This is a genomic window from Roseateles sp. 22389 (genome assembly GCF_052044995.1).
Classification (GTDB): Bacteria; Pseudomonadota; Gammaproteobacteria; order Burkholderiales; family Burkholderiaceae_C; genus Roseateles.
Map to the genome: position 1 here is coordinate 54,160 of NZ_JBQEOF010000016.1, position 15,831 is coordinate 69,990.

A 15,831-nucleotide genomic window follows, 5' to 3' on the forward strand; every position below is an offset into this window, starting at 1 on the left:
GGCGGGCCGCGCTGGCCGCACCGGAGCAGCCATGAACGGCATCAAGCCGCGCCTGAGCCTGGCGCAGATCGTCAACATGAATGTCGGCTTCCTCGGCATCCAGTTCAGCTTCGGTCTGCAGCAGAGCAACATGAGTCCGATCTACAAGTACCTTGGCGCCGACGAGGCCACGCTGCCGCTGCTCTGGCTGGCCGGCCCGGTGACCGGGCTGCTGGTGCAGCCGCTGGTCGGCGCGGTCAGCGACCGCACGGTCACGCGCTGGGGCCGGCGCACGCCGTACTTCCTGTTCGGCGCGCTGCTGTGCAGCCTGGGGCTGCTGCTGATGCCGATGAGCCCGGCGCTGTGGTTCGCCGCGGGGCTGCTGTGGATCCTCGACGCGGCCAACAACATGACGATGGAGCCTTACCGCGCCTACGTCAGCGACCGGCTCGACGAATCGCAGCACGTGCCCGGTTTCATGATCCAGAGCGCCTTCACCGGCCTGGCGCAGACGCTGGCCTACCTGACGCCCTCGCTGCTGGTGGCGATGGGCATGAGCCGCGACGCGGTCGGCGGCAACCACATCCCGCAGACGACGACGGTGGCCTTCGGGCTGGGCGCGCTGCTGTCGTTCACCACGGTGTGGTGGTCGGTGCGCCGCGTGCCGGAGCTGCCGATGACGCCGCGCGCGCTCGACGCGCTGCGCGCCCAGCCGCGCACGCCAGGCGCCATCGTCGGCGAGATCGTCTCGGCGCTGCGCGAGATGCCCGAGACGATGCGCCGGCTGTGGTGGATGAAGCTGTGCCAGTGGTACGCCATGATGTGCTACTGGATCTACATCGTGCCGAGCCTGGCGCGCTCGCTGTTCGGCACCAGCGACGCGTCCTCGGCCGGTTTCCGCGAGGCGGGCCTGCTCAACGGGCAGATCGGCGGCTTCTACAACTTCGTCGCCTTCCTCGCCGCCCTGGCCATGCTGCCGCTGACGCGTCGCCTGGGCGCGCGACGGGTGCATGCGGCCTGCCTGGTGGCCGCCGGCATCGCGATGTGGAGCCTGCCGCTGGTGCGCGAGCGCGCCTGGCTGTTCGTGCCGATGCTGGGCATCGGCGTGGCCTGGGCCAGCATGATGGGCAATCCCTACGTGATGCTGGCCGGCTGCATTCCGCCGGAGCGGGCCGGCGTCTACATGGGCATCTTCAACATGTTCATCGTGATCCCGATGCTGCTGCAGATGCTCACGCTGCCCTTGCTCTACGACACGGTGCTGCGCGGCGATCCCGCCAACGTGCTGCGCCTGGCCGGCACGCTGATGCTGCTGGCCGCGCTGGCGACGCTGCGGGTGAAGGCGCCCGCGCGCGCGCCGTCGCTCCCGCCCCCCGCCACCCTCGACCGTCCATGAAGAACCAAGTCCAACTCATCACCTATGTCGACCGCCTGGGCGGCGGGGACCTGCGCGCGCTGCAGGCGCTGCTGACGCAGGGCGAGAGCAATCCGCTGCGCGGCCGCTTCGGCGGCGTGCACCTGCTGCCGTTCTTCCATCCGATCGACGGCGCCGACGCGGGCTTCGATCCGATCGACCACACGCGGGTGGATCCGCGCCTGGGCGACTGGTCCGACCTGGCGGCGCTGGCGGCACCGGAGAGCGGACTCGACGTGATGGCCGACGTGATCGTGAACCACATGTCCTCGCAGTCGCCGCAGTTCCTCGACTACCAGGCGCGCGGCGAGGCGTCCGAGCATGCCGGCCTGTTCCTGACGCTGGACGCCGTGTTCCCCGACGGCGCGAACGAGGCGCTGCTGACCGCCGTCTACCGGCCGCGTCCCGGTCTGCCGCTGACGATGCTGCCGGCGGGCGATGCGCGGCGCCTCTTCTGGACCACCTTCACGCCGCAGCAGATCGACATCGACGTCGAGCATCCCAGCGGCGAGGCCTACCTGGACGCGATCCTGCGCCGCTTTGCCTCGGTGGGCATCCGCAGCATCCGGCTGGATGCGGCGGGGTATGCGATCAAGCGCGCGGGGCGCTCGTGTTTCATGATGCCGGAGACCTTCGACTTCATCTCCGCCTTCAGCGCGAAGGCGCGGGCGCTGGGCATCGAGGTGCTGGTCGAGGTGCACAGCTACTACCGCCGCCAGATCGAGATCGCGCGCCAGGTCGACTGGGTGTACGACTTCGCGCTGCCGCCGCTGGTGCTGCATGCCTTCGCCTTCGGCACCGCCGGGCCCTTGAAGCAGTGGGCGGCCATGCGGCCGCGCAATGCGCTGACGGTGCTCGACACGCATGACGGCATCGGCATCATCGACATCGGCGCGGACGCCGCCGACCGAGCGGGATCGCCGGGACTGGTGCCGCCCGAGGAGCTGGATGCGCTGGTTGAATGGATCCACTGCAACAGCCGCGGCGAGAGCCGGCTGGCCACCGGCGCGGCGGCCTCCAACCTCGACCTCTACCAGGTCAACTGCACCTTCTTCGACGCGCTGGGCGGCAACGAGCGCGACTACCTGCTGGCGCGCGCGATCCAGTTCTTCCTGCCGGGCATTCCGCAGGTGTACTACGTCGGCCTGCTGGCCGGGCGCAACGACCTGGCGCTGCTGCAGCGCACCGGCGTCGGGCGCGACATCAACCGCCATCACTACACCCGCGCGGAGATCGACGAACGCCTGCGCGCGGACGTGGTCCAGCAGCTGTTGCGACTGATCGAGCTGCGCAACGCGCATCCCGCCTTCAACGGCCAGTTCGAGATGCGCGGCGGGAGCGACGAGGAGCTTCGACTCGCCTGGACCCACGGCGAGCACCAGGCCGAGTTGTGGATCGACTTCAAGGACCCGGCGCGACACGGCTTGCGCTTCTCCGGGGCCTCGGGCGAGGAGACTTCGCTGCGCTTGGGCTGAAGGACTTCAACCCTCGCGCGCTCAGCCGAGATCGAGCACCAGCCGGTCGCTCCGTGCGCGCGAGCAGCAGGGCGTGAACTGGTCGTTGGCCGCCTGTTCCTCCGGCGTGAGGTACAGGTCGCGGTGCTCGGGCTCGCCGGCCAGCACGCCGGTCAGGCAGGTGCCGCAGACGCCTTGCTCGCAGGACGTCAGCAGCGGGATGCCCGCCGCGATCAGCGCCTGCGCGGCGCTCTGGCCGACCGCCACGGGAATGACGCGGCCCGAGCGCAGCTCGAGCTCGAACGGACGGTCCTGGCCCGGGGGCGGTGCCTCGGCGCCGGCGAAGAACTCGTGATGCACCCGGTCGCCCGCCCAGCCCAGCGCCCGGGCGGCCTCGGTCACGGCGTCGATCAGGCGCTTGGGGCCGCAGACGTAGACATGCGTGTCGGCGGCCTGCGCCGCCAGCAGTCCAGGCACGTCCAGCCGGTCCGGGCCGGCGTGGAAGCGGGCCGCGCCGGCCCAGGCGCTGGCCTCGATCTCCGCGCGGAAAGCCATGCGCTCGAGGTCGCGGGCCGCGTAATGCAGCGCGAAGTCCGCGCCAGTGCCGGCGAGCTGGCGCGCCATCGCGAGCAGCGGCGTGATGCCGATGCCGCCGGCGATCAGCAGGCTGCGACGCGCCGAGGGCACCAGCGGGAAATGATTGCGCGGCGCGCCGATCTGCAGCGTCTGGCCCGGCATCAACTGCTCATGCACCGCGCGCGATCCGCCGCGCGAGGTCGCTTCCCGCAGCACGCCCAGCACGTAGCGATGGGTCTCGGCGGGATCGTTGCTGAGGGAGTACTGCCGCATCAGGCCGCCCGGCAGATGGACGTCCACATGCGCGCCGGCGGTGAACGCGGGCAGGGCGCCGCCATCGGCGGCCACCAGGGTGACGGCGCAGACGTCCTGCGCGGTGGTGGTCTTGGCCTGGATGCGGACGGGGATCAGCGCGCTCATGCCCGCGCCGCCATCAGCCGGTCGATGACCTTGCGCGACTGCACGCCGCCGCCGTCGATGTTGAGCATCAGCAGCTGGCGCTGCGGCCAGGCCAGCAGGTTCTGCTGCTGGCGCTCCAGCATCTCCTGGTCCTCGGCGAAGATCCGGCCCTGGCCTTCGCGGATCTGCTCGGTGAGCGCCGGGTCCTGGGGTTTGAACTTGCGCGCCATGCCCCAGAAGTAGTGGATGGAGGTGTCGGTCTCCGGGGTGATGAAGTCCACCACCCAGCTCGCCGCCTTGACCTCGTCGGGCGCCTCGTAGCCACCGTGGCCGGCCAGCGCCACGCCGACCTCGATCATGATGTGGCTGGGCGGCGTGAAGTGGCAGATCTGCCAGCGGTCCACCGGCTGGTCCTCGGGCAGGCCGTTCATGCGCAGCGCCATCCGCCAGAACGGCGGCGCCTCGATGCCCTGCATGTGGCGCTCGGTGATGACGTGGTCGCCGTCCACGCGCGTGGTGCAGGGGATCTCGTCGATCTCCTTCTGGCCGATGCTGCCGGCATGCACGTAGGTCTCGTGGGTGAGGTCCATCAGGTTGTCGATCATCAGCCGGTAGTCGCAGGCGATGTGGTACAGGCCGCCGCCATAACCGAAGGCCGGGTTGCCCAGCCACTCGAAGGCCGGCAGCGCGGCCAGGTCCGCCTGCGCGGCGTCGCCCGGCCAGACCCAGATGAAGCCGTGCGCCTCATGGACCGGGAAGCTGCGGATGGCCGGAAAGCCGCGCACGCGCTGGCAGGGCATGGACACGGTCCTGCCGTCGCCGCCCATGGCCAGGCCGTGGTAGCCGCAGACCAGGGTGTCGCCGTTCACGCGGCCCAGCGACAGCGGCGCGCCGCGGTGCGGGCAGAAATCCTCCACCGCGCGGACGCTGCCGGCGCTGTCGCGGAAGAAGGCCATCGCGTGGTTGCAGACCTTGCGGCCCAGCGGCTTGTCGGTGCCGACCTCCTCGCTGCGGGCGGCGACGTACCAGGTGTTGGTGATGAACATGGGAACTCCTCGGGAACGGACCTGGGGCGGGACCGGCGCGCTCAGCGCGGCGCCATGCGCAGCGCGCCGTCGAGGCGGATGACCTCGCCGTTGAGGTGGCCGTTGGCGACGATGTGCGCGGCCAGCGCGGCGAATTCCTCGGGCAGGCCCAGGCGCTTGGGGAAGGGGATGGCCGCGGCCAGGTTCTGCTGCACCTCCTCGGGCAATTCCTTCATCAGCGGGGTGGCGAACAGGCCGGGCGCGATGGTGCAGACGCGCACGCCGAACTGGGCGAGGTCGCGCGCCAGCGGCAGCGTCATGCCGACGATGCCGCCCTTGGAGGCCGAGTAGGCCTCCTGGCCGACCTGGCCATCGAAGGCCGCGACCGAGGCGGTGTTGACGACGACGCCGCGTTCGCCGTCGGCCAGCGGCGCCAGCGCCGCGATGCGGCTCACCGCCAGGCGCGTCATGTTGTAGGTGCCGATCAGGTTGATGCGCACGACGCGCTCGAAGTCCTCCAGCGGCGCCGGCGAGCCGTCGCGCTGCACGATGCGCTTGGCGGTGCCGATGCCGGCGACGTTCATGAGGATGCGGGCCGGGCCGTGGGCGGCCGTGGCGGCGTCCAGCGCGGCGGTGACGGAGGCGGCATCGGTGATGTCGCAGCGCAGCGCCAGCGCGCGGTCGGCGCCAAGGTCGTCGGCCACGCGGCGCGCGCCGGCCTCGTTGATGTCGAGCAGCGCGACGCGAACGCCTTGGGCGGCGAGGGTGCGGGCGACGGCTTCGCCGAGGCCGGAGCCGGCGCCGGTGACGAGGGCGGCTTGTCCAGTGAGGTTCATGGTGGTCAGCGGTGGGGGGTGATGACGTCGGGATGGCCGTCGGCGGCCTCGTGCAGCAGCTCGACCAGCGCCGCGCGGCGGCTCAGCACCGCGCGCTGGTTGATCGAGCCCTTGTCGGTAATCTCGCCGCCGTCGATGGATGGCGGCTCGGCCAGCAGCAGCAGGCGCGCCGGGCGGTTGGCGCTGCCCGTGCCCTGGGCCCAGAGCTGGTCGGCCAGGTCCTGGAAGAAGCCGCGCACGATCGAATGGGCCAGCACCTGGGCGGCGGGCAGGCTGTCGGGCAGCTCCGCCAGCCGGCGGACCTCGCCCAGGCGCGGCACGATCAGCAGGCCGATCTCGTCGCGCCCCAGGCCGGTGACGACCGCGTCGTGCACGCAGGGGAAACCCAGCGCGACCACGCGGGCGCGCAGCGGGCCGACGCTGACGAAGGTGCCGGTGGACAGCTTGAAGTCCTCGGCGATGCGACCGTCAAACATCAGGCCCTGGGCCGGGTCGGCGGGATCGGCGGGCCGCGCGGCGTCGCCGGTGCGGTAGTAGCCCTCGTCGTCGAAGGCCTCGCGCGTCAGCTCGGGCTCGCGCCAGTAGCCGGGCATCACGTTGGGGCCGCGGAAGCGCACCTCGTGCTTGTCGCCGGCCGGCACCAGCTTGACCTCCACGCCGGGCACCGGGCAGCCGATGAAGCCGGGCCGGCTGTCCTCGGGGATGGCGAAGGTGCAGGTCGGGGCGGTCTCGGTCATGCCCAGGCCCGCGGCCAGGCGGATGCGTTCGCCAATGGCCGCCTCGGCAAGCTGGTTGAAGGCGTCCAGCGTCTTGGCCGAGAGCCCCGCGCCGCCGCATTCCGCCAGGCGCAGCCGGCTGAAGAAGTGGTCGCGCAGCGCGGTGTCGGCCCGCAGCGCCGAGACCAGCTCGTCATACCCCTTGGGCACGTTGAAGAAGATGGTCGGCGCGATCTCGCGCAGGTTGCGCAGCGTGTCCTCGAAGCGGCCCGGCACCGGCTTGCCCTCGTCGATGTAGAGGCTGCCGCCGTTGTAGAGCACGATGCCCAGGTTGTGATTGCCGCCGAAGGTGTGATTCCACGGCAGCCAGTCCAGCACCACCGGCGGCTCCTCCGCCAGGAAGGGCAGCGTCTGCAGCGTCATCTGCTGGTTGGCGCACCACATGCGCTGGGTCACGATCACGCCCTTGGGCGCCTTGGTCGAGCCCGAGGTGAACATCAGCTTGACGATGGTGTCCGGACCCACCTGCGCATGGGCGGCGTCCAGTGCAGGCCCCGGTGCGGTGTCCAGCAGGTCGTCGAAGCGCTCCGTGGCCCGGCCGGCGAGCCGGCCTTCGCCGAGGATCACGCAGGTGCCGGCGTCGACCACGGCCTCGACGGCCGCGGCGTAGCCGGGATCCGCCGCGTAGACGGCGCCCGGCGTGGCCTTGCCCAGGATGTGGCGCAGGCGGCCGAAATCGGTCGACACCAGCGAGTAGGCCGGCGAGATGCTGACGCTCGGGATGCCGGCCCACATCGCGCCCAGCATCAGGCTCAGGTGCGGGAGGTCGTTGTCGGACAGGAGGACCAGCGGCCGGTCCACGCCCAGGCCCCGGTCCAGCAGCGCCTGGCCCAGCGAGCGCGCCCGCGCCAGCATGTCGGCGTAGCTGAGGGCGCGCCAGGCGCCGTCCGGATCGCGCTTCGCGGCGAAGAGCCGGTCCGGCGCGGTCCGCGCCCAGTGCTGGAGGCGCTCGCCCATGTGCCGGGGATAGGCCGCCAGCGCCTCGGTCGAGCGCAGCACGAAGCCGCCGTCGTCGCGCGGCTCGACGCGGGTGTGGTCCAGGCAGCCGCCGATGGCGACGGGGCGATAGCGCGGCTTCATGACTTGACGATCTTGGGGCTGCGTTTCTGCAGGAAGTCCTGCAGCCGTTGCTTGGCCACTTCGTCGCCCTGGGCGATGGCGGCCATCAGCGACTCCATGAACAGGCCGTCGGCCTGCGGCAGGTCGGCGATGCGCGGCAGCGCCTGGGTCACGGCGAAGTTGGACAGCGGCGCATTCTGCGCGATGCGGCCGGCCAGCTCGATGGCCTTGGCGACGGCCTCGCCGGGCGGCACCACGTACTGCGCCAGGCCGCGCCGCTCGCCCTCGTGGGCATCCAGCACGCGGCCGGTGAGCATCATGTCGGTCATGCAGGCCGTGCCGGCCAGCCGCGGGATGCGGGCCGAGCCGCCGCCGCCGACGAAGATGCCGCGCTGGCCCTCGGGCAGGCCGAAATAGGCGGTCTCGTCGGCCACGCGGATGTGGACGGCCGCCGCCAGTTCCAGCCCGCCGCCCACGACCGCGCCGTGCAGCGCCGCCACGACCGGCACGCTGCAGAACTGCAGCGCATCCATGACCACATGCCAGCCGCGCGAGTGCAGCACGCCTTCGGCCACGCTGCGCTCGCTGAGGTCGGACAGGTCCAGGCCGGCGCAGAAGTGCGCGCCTTCGCCGCTGACGACCAGCGCCCGCGTCGACGCCGGCAGGTTGAGCAGGGCGGTGTGCAGCTGCCGCATCAACGCCTCGTTGATGGCGTTGCGCTTGGCGGGGCGGTTCAGGCGCAGGTGCGTGACGGCGCCGGCATGCTCGATGAGCAGCAGGTCGAGCTGGGCCAGCAGGCCGCTGGCGGGGAGGAAGTCGGTGGCGGCGTTCATGCGGGGCTCGCGGAGGTGAGGGCGGCGGCCAGGCCACCCCAATGGTCGCGGAAAAGTCCGGCGTCCATGGTCTTCACGTCGCGCATCAGCGGGCGGAATTCCATGTGGGCCAGCACGTCGCGCTCGAGGTCGATGCCCGGCGCGATCTCGGTCAGCTCCAGGCCCTCCTCCCGCAGCGCGAAGACGGCGCGCTCGGTGACGAAGAGCACCTCCTGGCCGCGCCGCGCGGCATCGCGGCCGTTGAAGGTGATCTGCTCGACCTGCTCGACGAACTTGCGCGCGCGGCCTTCCTGGTGGATGCGCAGCTCGCCGTCGGCAACGGTGAGCTCGACGCCGCCGGCGGTGAAGCTGCCGCAGAACACCAGTCGCGGCGTGGACGCCGTGATGTTGATGAAGCCGCCGCAGCCCACCGGGCGACCGTTGAACTTGCTGACGTTGACGTTGCCGTGGCGATCGGTCTGGGCCAGGCCCAGGAAGCTGCAGTCCAGGCCGCCGCCGTCGTAGAAGTCGAACTGCGAGGACTGCTCGATGATGGAGTCGGGGTTGTAGGCCAGACCGAAGTCGCCACCCTGCGCGGGCACGCCGCCGTTCACGCCGCATTCGACGCTCAGCGTGAGCAGGCCCGCCACGCCTTCCTCGGCCGCCACCGACGGCACGCCGGCCGGGATGCCGATGCCCAGGTTGGTGACCGCGCCGGGCCGCAGCTCCATCGCGGCGCGGCGGGCGATGACCTTGCGCTCGTCCAGCGGCAGCGCCGGCACGCGGTCCAGCGGCACGCGCACGTCGCCGCTGAAGGCGGGATTGAAGGCGGTGGTGATGGTCTGCAGGTGGTTCTCCGGCTGGGCGACGACGACGTAGTCCACCACCAGGCCCGGCACCTTGACGCTCTTGGGATGCAGACTGCCGGCGGCCACGACCGCCTCGACCTGCGCGACCACGATGCCGCCGCAGGCGCGCGCGGCCTGCGCGATGGCGAGCTGCTCCAGCAGCACGCCTTCCTTGTCCATGCTGAGGTTGCCGCGCTCGTCGGCATAGGTGGCGCGGATGAAGGCGACGTCGATGCGCGGAGCGGGATGGAAGAGCCACTCCTCGCCTTCGAACTCGACCAGGCGCACCAGGTCCTCGCGCGAGGCGGCGTTGAGCCGGCCGCCCTCCTGCCGCGGGTCCACGAAGGTGCCCAGGCCGACCTTGGTCAGCAGGCCCGGCGAGCGGCTGGCGATGTGCCGCGTGAGGCTGGACAGCGAGCCCTGCGGGAAGTTGTAGGCCTCGACCTCGCCGGCATGGACCCTGGCCATCATGGCCTTGCCGGTCTGCCCGAAATGGCCGGCGACGACGCGCTTGACCATGCCCGGATGGGCCAGGTGGGCCATGCCGCCGCTGCCGGCGTTGCCGATCGCGCCGCAGGCCCAGGTGGTGAGCTGGCTGGGATGGCCGGTGGCGAGGAAGTGGCGCTCCAGTCCCTGCAGCACTTCCTCGGCCAGGCCCATCATGGCCAGGCCGCCGAGGAAGAGGGTGGCGCCATCCTTGACGAGGGGGCCGACCTGGTCGGCGGTGATGATCTTCATGGGGGCCTCAGGCGTCAGGGTTCTCGATGAGCAGCGCCATGCCCTGGCCGCCGCCGACGCAGGCGGAGACCACGGCGTAGCGGCCACCGCGACGCTGCAGTTCGCGCGCGGCGGTGAGGGTCAGGCGCACGCCGGTGGCGGCCAGCGGATGGCCCAGCGCGATGGCGCCGCCGTTGACGTTGAGCCGGTCCAGGTCCAGGCCGAGCTCCTTCGCGCAGGCCAGGGTCTGGGCGCCCTGGGCCTCGTTGATCTCGAAGAGGTCGATGTCGGCCAGCGTCAGCCCGCAGCGCGACAGCAGCGCCCGGATGGCCGGCGCGGGGCCGATGCCCATGATCTCGGGCGGCACGCCGGCCGCCGCCGCGCCGCGCAGGCGCGCCAGCGGCCGCAGCCCGCGATCGCGCACCTGGGCGCCGGAGGCGACGACCACCGCCGCCGCACCGTCGACCAGCGCCGAGGAGTTGCCGGCCGTCTGCACGCCGCCTTCGTAGACCGGCCGCAGCGCGGCGAGCGCCTCGAGCGGGGACGGACGCGGATGCGTGTCGCGGTCCGCGACGGCGACCTTGCGCGGCAGCTTGATGCCGCGCGGCTCGTAGCCGTCGAGCTCGAAGCGCTCGCTCGTCACCGGCACGATCTCGCCGGCATGGAAGCCCTCGGCCTGCGCCCGCAGCGCGCGCTCGAAGGAGGACGCGGCATAGGCGTCGACCTCGGCGCGCGTGATGCCGTATTTCCGCGCGAGGTTCTCGGCCGTCTGGATCATCGACACCTTGGCGGCCGGGTCGTCGAGCGCTTCCCACAGGAAGTCCTTGAACTCGACCGGCGCGCCGAGCCGGAAGCCGCCGCGGTGCGTGTAGGCGCAGATCGGGTTGCGCGACATCGACTCCGCGCCCACCACCAGCGCCAGGCTGGCGTAGCCCAGCGTGATCTGGTCGGCGGCCTGGCGAATGATCTCGAAGCCGCTGCCGCAGATGCGCTGTACCAGGATGGCCGGGACCTCGATGGGCACGCCGGCGTACAGGCCGACGTGGCGCGGCAGCATGTAGGCGTCGAAGGAGGCTTGCGCCATCGAGGCGGTGACGACCGAGTCGATCGCGGCGCCGGGCACCTGGGCGCGCGTCAACGCGGCGCGGGCCGCCTTGATCCCCAGGTCGATGGGCGAGACATCGGCCAGCGCACCGCAGTAGTCCACCAGCGGCGTGCGCGCGCCGTCGAGGAGCCAGTGATCGTCGAATCGGGCGGAGAAGTCGGGCATGGGGACGTCTGGCGAGGCCAGCTGCTTGGCTGCTGATGATTAACAGTATTAACTAAAAGAGGAATAGGACATTCAGGGTTTGCACGGACATCGGAGCCGAAATCAGCGGCTTCACGGGCACCTAATCGACAGTGTGGCGCAGGCTTGCGCGGCCGAGGCGATGTCGCCGCCGGCCACCAAGCGATGGATTGATTATTGAAATGAATTGATTGCCGCGACCAAATGACGCGGCTCAGCCGGCAGGCGCCGGCGGCTGCGCCGCGCGCTGCAGGCGATAGGCCAGCTGCGCGCGCGTGAGGCCCAGCCGGCGGGCGGCGGCGGCGAGGTTGCCGTGCTCGGCCTCGGTGGCCTCGCGCAGCAGTTGGCGCTCGATGGCGTCCAGCGCCACGTGGCCGGCGCTGCCGGAGTGCAGCGCCTCACCCAGCAGGTCCAGCAGGCGCGGCGCGGGCGCGGCGCCCTTGCGCAGCGTGCCGTGCGCGCCGATGGCCAGCAGCGCCTCGTCGCTGAGCTGCTCGCGCCGGAACATGTGCGCCACGTCGATGGCCTGGCCGTCCTCGGCCGAGATGACGCCGCGCTCGACCAGGTTCTGCAGCTCGCGGATGTTGCCGGGGAAGGCGTAGTGCAGCATCGCCCGCACGGCGCGGGGCGTGAAGCCGGTCGGATGGCGGCCGTGCCGCTGGGCCTCGCGCCGCAGGAAATGCGCCATCAGCAGCGGGACGTCGTCGCGCCGCTCGCGCAGCGGCGGCAGGTGGATGGGGTAGACGTTGAGGCGGTAGTAGAGGTCCTCGCGAAAGCGCCCGGCGCTGACCTCGGCCTGCAGGTCGACGTTGGTCGCCGCGACCACGCGGACATCGATCTCCAGCACCCGCGTGCCGCCCACGCGCTCGATCTCGCCCTCCTGCAGCGCGCGCAGCAGCTTGCCCTGGCTGACCAGGCTCAGCGTGCCAATCTCGTCCAGGAACAGCGTGCCGCCGTGCGCGCGTTCGAAGCGCCCAGGGCGCGACTGGCTGGCGCCGGTGAAGGCGCCGCGCTCGACGCCGAAGAGCTCGCTCTCGATCAGCGTCTCCGGGATGGCGGCGCAGTTCACCGCCATGAAGGGCCCGGCCGCGCGCGGACTGACGCGGTGCAGCCGGCGTGCGAAGGCCTCCTTGCCAACGCCCGATTCGCCGGTGAAGAGCACGGTGGCGCGGGTGGGCGCCACGCGCGCGAGCTGGTGGCAGGCGGAGGTGAAGGCCGAGGAGGCGCCGACGATGTCGTGGCGTTCGGCTTGGCGGTCTGCGTGGCCTTCTGGGGGCTCTCCATCCCGCTCCTTGACTCGCTCGCCGCTGGTGTCGGCCGGCGCGGCCGGCGACGACGGGGCGGGCTCCGCGGCGGCGTTGATGCGGCGGAAGTCCTTGGCCTCCAGGTAGCGCAGGTCCTCGCTGATGTCGCCCCAGGCCGCGGCATGGCGGCCAATCACGCGGCAGACGCTCGCGCCCATGGCGCGGCACTCCACCTCGCGGAAGATCACGAGCTGCCCGAACAGGCTGGTCACGTAGCCGGTGGCGTAGCCCACCTGCGACCAGCAGGCCGCCTCGGTGCCGATGCCGTAGGCGCTGATGTGCTCGTCGTCCTCGCTGGAATGCTCCCAGAGGAACTCGCCCTCGTAGGTGCCGCGGTCGATGTCGAAGTCGAAGGCCAGCGGCGTCACCTTGACCACGCCCTCGAGCGCATGCAGCCGCGTGCCGGCCATGAAGACGTTGGCCGCGTCGGCCTGCGGCCAGCGCTCACGCACCAGCTGCGCGTCGCGCGCGCCGGACACGTAGCCGGCCCGCGTCAGCAGGCCGCGTGCGCGCTCCAGGCCCAGCGTGTCGATCAGCTCGCGCCGCAGGTGCCCGACGGCGGAGCTGTGCAGCAGCAGCATGCGCTGGTCGTTGAGCCAGATGCGGCCGTCGCCGGGCGAGAAGAACAGCGACTCGGTCAGGTCGTCCATCGTCGGCTGCTGCGCCTCGACGAAGTGCCGGCTGTCGCCGCGGCGCAGCATCGTGCCGGTCTGGCGGGCCACTTCGGCCAGGGAGATGCGGGGCGGCTTGGTCATGGCTTGATCAATTGAGCAGGTCGACCACGGATCGGGTCCTCAAATTGTTTTCATTTCATAAATATCGATGACCCGGGATAACCCGTGACAGTGGCATTCGCATTGAGGGCAGGGAAAGTCCCAGGGCGGGCGATGGTTTCACTCTGAAAACGATCCAGGCCGGCGCATCGATGCACCGCGGCGGCGCACCGCCCTGGCACGGCGCGGCACGGGCGTTGCACTGGAAGAGGGCGAGCGAACACCGGGTTCGTGCCTTTCAACCTCTTCAGCGTGGCCTGACATGACCTCTCGACCCTTCCTCGACCCCGCCCTGTGGCATGAGCATGTGTACAGCGGCGGCTGGCGCGCCGCCGCCGAGTCCGCCGACCTGATCGAGCCCGCCACCGGCGCGGTGCTGACGCGCACCGGCATCGCCGTGGCGGCCGACGTGGCGCCCGCTGCGCGTATCGCCGCGCAGGCCCAGGCGGACTGGGCGGCCACGCCGCCGCGCGAGCGCGCCGCCGTGTTCCTGCGTGCGGCGCAGCTGTTCCAGGACCACTTCGACGAGTTGGCGCTCTTCGTCACCCGCGAGAGCGGCGCCATCCTGCCCAAGGGCCAGCACGAGCTGCGCGAGGCCATCGCTTTCTGCCAGATCGCAGCCTCCATGCCGCTGCAGTCCCAGGGCCAGGTGCTGCCCAGTACGCCGGGGCGGCTGTCCCTCGCGCGGCGCGTGCCGCTGGGCGTGGTGGGCGTGATCTCGCCCTTCAACTTCCCGCTGGTGCTGACGCTGCGCGTGGTGGCCCCGGCACTGGCCGCGGGCAATGCCGTCGTCATCAAGCCCGATCCGCGCACGCCGGTCAGCGGCGGCTTCCTGATCGCCCGCGTCTTCGAGGCCGCCGGCCTGCCCGCCGGCCTGCTGCACGTCCTGCCCGGCGGCGCGGCCGTGGGCGAGGCGCTGGTCGAGGATCCGACCGTCGCGATGATCTCCTTCACCGGCTCGGTCGGCGTCGGGCGCCGCATCGGCGAGCTGGCGGGCCGCCACCTGAAGAAGGTCTCGCTGGAGCTGGGCGGCAGCAATGCGCTGGTCGTGCTCGACGACGCCGACCTCGACCTGGCCGCCAGCAACATCGCCTGGGGCGCCTGGCTGCACCAGGGCCAGATCTGCATGGCCAGCAACCGCGTGCTGGTGCACGAAGCCATCGCCCCCGCCATCACCGAGCGCCTGGTCGCCAAGGCCCGGCAGCTGCCAGTGGGCGACGGCGCCAGCGGCCAGGTCGCGCTGGGGCCGCTGATCGACGAGCGTCAGCGCGACCGCGTGCACGCCGCGGTGCAGGCCAGCGTGCGGGCCGGCGCCCAACTGCTGGCTGGCGGCACTTTCGATCGCCTCTTCTACAAGCCCACCGTGCTGGCCGGCGTGCGGCCCGGCATGCCGACCTACGACCACGAGACCTTCGGCCCCGTCGTCAACCTGGTCACCTTCAAGACCGACGAGGAGGCCGTGGCGCTGGCCAACGACAGCCAGGGCGGGCTGGCGGCCGGCGTGATCTCGCGCTCGGTGGGCCGCGCGCTGGCACTGGGGCGGCAACTGCGCGCCGGCATGGTCCACATCAACGACCAGACGGTCAACGACGACGCGGTCAATCCCTTCGGCGGCCCCGGCATCGCGGGCAACGGCAACTCGCACGGCGGCCCCGGCGACTGGGAACAGTTCAGCACCTGGCAGTGGCTGACCGTCAAGGACGCGCCGCCGCAGTTCCCGTTCTGACGCGCGCCGCGCTAGACGGCGCGGGCCCGCGGCAGCAGACAGACGACAACACACAAGGAGACAAGCATGAACTTTCACGGCAAGACCATCGTCATCACCGGCGCGAGCTCCGGCATCGGCGCCGAGACCGCGCGCTTCCTGCGCCTGAAGGGCGCGCGCGTCATCGGCGTGGATCGCAACGAGCCCGCGCTGACGCTGGACGGCTTCATCAAGGCCGACCTGTCGGAGCAGGCCGCCATCGACGCCGCCTTCAAGCAGCTGCCCGAGCGCTTCGACGCGCTGTGCAACATCGCCGGCGTGCCCGGCACCGCGCCGGTGGACCTGGTGGCGCGGGTCAACTACCTCGGGCTGCGCCACCTGTGCACGCGCGCCATCGAGCGCCTGCCCCATGGGAATCACGGCGGTGCCATCGTCAACATCGCCTCCATCCTCGGCGCCGAATGGCCCGCGCGGCTGGACCTCCACAAGGCGCTGGCGGAGACGCCCAGCTTCGAAGCCGGCCTGGCCTTCCTCGCGAAGAAGCCGGTGGCGCAGGAGACCTGCTACCAGTACTTCAAGGAGGCGCTGATCGTCTGGACCGTCACGCAGTCGCAGAAGTGGTTCCTCGCGCATGGCGTGCGGATGAACTGCGTCGCGCCCGGTCCGGTGATGACGCCCATCCTGGGCGACTTCGTGCAGATGCTCGGCGAGGAGCGCGTGCAGAAGGACGCCCACCGTATCAAGCGTCCGGCGCTGGCGGACGAGGTCGCGCCCGTGATCGCCTTCCTGTGCGCCGACGAGTCGCGCTGGATCAGCGGCGTCAACCTGCCGGTCGACGGCGGGCTGGCCTCGACCTACCTCTGATT

12 protein-coding genes are annotated in these 15,831 nt (G+C 71.4%); 4 read left to right on the forward strand and 8 right to left on the reverse strand.

Annotated features, from left to right (window positions below; translation table 11 throughout):
- The first annotated feature begins 31 nt into the window (after positions 1 to 31).
- A complete protein-coding gene (locus ACTJKJ_RS19935) occupies positions 32 to 1,375 on the forward strand; it encodes an MFS transporter (RefSeq protein ID WP_440821505.1) in 1,344 nt (447 codons plus the stop codon).
- Positions 1,372 to 2,868 carry a sucrose phosphorylase gene (gtfA, locus tag ACTJKJ_RS19940; RefSeq protein WP_440821506.1) on the forward strand — a complete coding sequence of 499 codons (1,497 nt, stop codon included), beginning with the start codon at positions 1,372 to 1,374 and terminating at the stop codon, positions 2,866 to 2,868. The genes ACTJKJ_RS19935 and gtfA overlap by 4 nt, the downstream gene beginning before the upstream one ends.
- 21 nt (positions 2,869 to 2,889) lie before the next feature.
- On the opposite strand, the gene ACTJKJ_RS19945 is transcribed toward gtfA, so the two are convergent.
- The 8 genes from ACTJKJ_RS19945 to ACTJKJ_RS19980 form a co-directional block, all read right to left on the reverse strand.
- Positions 2,890 to 3,843 carry a PDR/VanB family oxidoreductase gene (locus ACTJKJ_RS19945; protein ID WP_440821507.1) on the reverse strand — a complete coding sequence of 318 codons (954 nt, stop codon included), beginning with the start codon at positions 3,841 to 3,843 and terminating at the stop codon, positions 2,890 to 2,892.
- A complete protein-coding gene (locus ACTJKJ_RS19950) occupies positions 3,840 to 4,868 on the reverse strand; it encodes a Rieske 2Fe-2S domain-containing protein (RefSeq protein ID WP_440821508.1) in 1,029 nt (342 codons plus the stop codon). Before ACTJKJ_RS19950 ends, ACTJKJ_RS19945 begins: the two co-directional genes overlap by 4 nt.
- 41 nt (positions 4,869 to 4,909) lie before the next feature.
- Positions 4,910 to 5,683, reverse strand: coding sequence for an SDR family NAD(P)-dependent oxidoreductase (locus tag ACTJKJ_RS19955; RefSeq protein WP_183479495.1), 774 nt, complete (start codon positions 5,681 to 5,683; stop codon positions 4,910 to 4,912).
- A gap of 5 nt (positions 5,684 to 5,688) precedes the next feature.
- Entirely contained in the window at positions 5,689 to 7,539 is a 1,851-nt protein-coding gene (locus ACTJKJ_RS19960; protein ID WP_440821509.1) for a feruloyl-CoA synthase, read from the reverse strand.
- Complete coding sequence (locus ACTJKJ_RS19965; protein ID WP_183479499.1) at positions 7,536 to 8,351, reverse strand: crotonase/enoyl-CoA hydratase family protein; 816 nt, start codon at positions 8,349 to 8,351, stop codon at positions 7,536 to 7,538. The genes ACTJKJ_RS19960 and ACTJKJ_RS19965 overlap by 4 nt, the downstream gene beginning before the upstream one ends.
- A complete protein-coding gene (locus tag ACTJKJ_RS19970) occupies positions 8,348 to 9,916 on the reverse strand; it encodes an acyl CoA:acetate/3-ketoacid CoA transferase (protein ID WP_440821510.1) in 1,569 nt (522 codons plus the stop codon). The genes ACTJKJ_RS19965 and ACTJKJ_RS19970 overlap by 4 nt, the downstream gene beginning before the upstream one ends.
- 7 nt (positions 9,917 to 9,923) lie before the next feature.
- Positions 9,924 to 11,165: a thiolase family protein gene (locus ACTJKJ_RS19975; protein ID WP_440821511.1), complete on the reverse strand. Its 1,242-nt coding sequence runs from the start codon at positions 11,163 to 11,165 to the stop codon at positions 9,924 to 9,926.
- Between the two features lie 232 nt (positions 11,166 to 11,397).
- Positions 11,398 to 13,242, reverse strand: coding sequence for a sigma 54-interacting transcriptional regulator (locus ACTJKJ_RS19980; RefSeq protein WP_440821512.1), 1,845 nt, complete (start codon positions 13,240 to 13,242; stop codon positions 11,398 to 11,400).
- A 280-nt stretch (positions 13,243 to 13,522) separates the two neighbouring features.
- Here ACTJKJ_RS19980 and ACTJKJ_RS19985 point away from each other — a divergent pair, with 280 nt between their 5' ends.
- Together ACTJKJ_RS19985 and ACTJKJ_RS19990 are read left to right on the forward strand one after the other, a co-directional pair.
- The gene (locus ACTJKJ_RS19985; protein ID WP_440821513.1) at positions 13,523 to 14,986 is read left to right on the forward strand and encodes a benzaldehyde dehydrogenase; all 1,464 of its coding nucleotides are present in this window, start codon (positions 13,523 to 13,525) and stop codon (positions 14,984 to 14,986) included.
- Between the two features lie 66 nt (positions 14,987 to 15,052).
- On the forward strand, positions 15,053 to 15,829 hold the full coding sequence (locus tag ACTJKJ_RS19990; RefSeq protein ID WP_091724582.1) for a coniferyl-alcohol dehydrogenase: 777 nt from the start codon (positions 15,053 to 15,055) through the stop codon (positions 15,827 to 15,829).
- The last annotated feature ends 2 nt before the right edge of the window (positions 15,830 to 15,831 follow it).

Excerpts from the sequence above, each read along its gene's own strand:
- ACTJKJ_RS19970 (WP_440821510.1), bottom strand. The coding sequence starts at position 9,916 with ATGAAGATCATCACCGCCGACCAGGTCGGCCCCCTCGTCAAGGATGGC.
- ACTJKJ_RS19975 (WP_440821511.1), bottom strand. The coding sequence starts at position 11,165 with ATGCCCGACTTCTCCGCCCGATTCGACGATCACTGGCTCCTCGACGGC.
- ACTJKJ_RS19945 (WP_440821507.1), bottom strand. The coding sequence starts at position 3,843 with ATGAGCGCGCTGATCCCCGTCCGCATCCAGGCCAAGACCACCACCGCG.
- ACTJKJ_RS19965 (WP_183479499.1), bottom strand. The coding sequence starts at position 8,351 with ATGAACGCCGCCACCGACTTCCTCCCCGCCAGCGGCCTGCTGGCCCAG.
- ACTJKJ_RS19935 (WP_440821505.1), top strand. The coding sequence starts at position 32 with ATGAACGGCATCAAGCCGCGCCTGAGCCTGGCGCAGATCGTCAACATG.
- ACTJKJ_RS19960 (WP_440821509.1), bottom strand. The coding sequence starts at position 7,539 with ATGAAGCCGCGCTATCGCCCCGTCGCCATCGGCGGCTGCCTGGACCAC.
- ACTJKJ_RS19985 (WP_440821513.1), top strand. The coding sequence starts at position 13,523 with ATGACCTCTCGACCCTTCCTCGACCCCGCCCTGTGGCATGAGCATGTG.
- gtfA (WP_440821506.1), top strand. The coding sequence starts at position 1,372 with ATGAAGAACCAAGTCCAACTCATCACCTATGTCGACCGCCTGGGCGGC.
- ACTJKJ_RS19980 (WP_440821512.1), bottom strand. The coding sequence starts at position 13,242 with ATGACCAAGCCGCCCCGCATCTCCCTGGCCGAAGTGGCCCGCCAGACC.
- ACTJKJ_RS19990 (WP_091724582.1), top strand. The coding sequence starts at position 15,053 with ATGAACTTTCACGGCAAGACCATCGTCATCACCGGCGCGAGCTCCGGC.
- ACTJKJ_RS19955 (WP_183479495.1), bottom strand. The coding sequence starts at position 5,683 with ATGAACCTCACTGGACAAGCCGCCCTCGTCACCGGCGCCGGCTCCGGC.
- ACTJKJ_RS19950 (WP_440821508.1), bottom strand. The coding sequence starts at position 4,868 with ATGTTCATCACCAACACCTGGTACGTCGCCGCCCGCAGCGAGGAGGTC.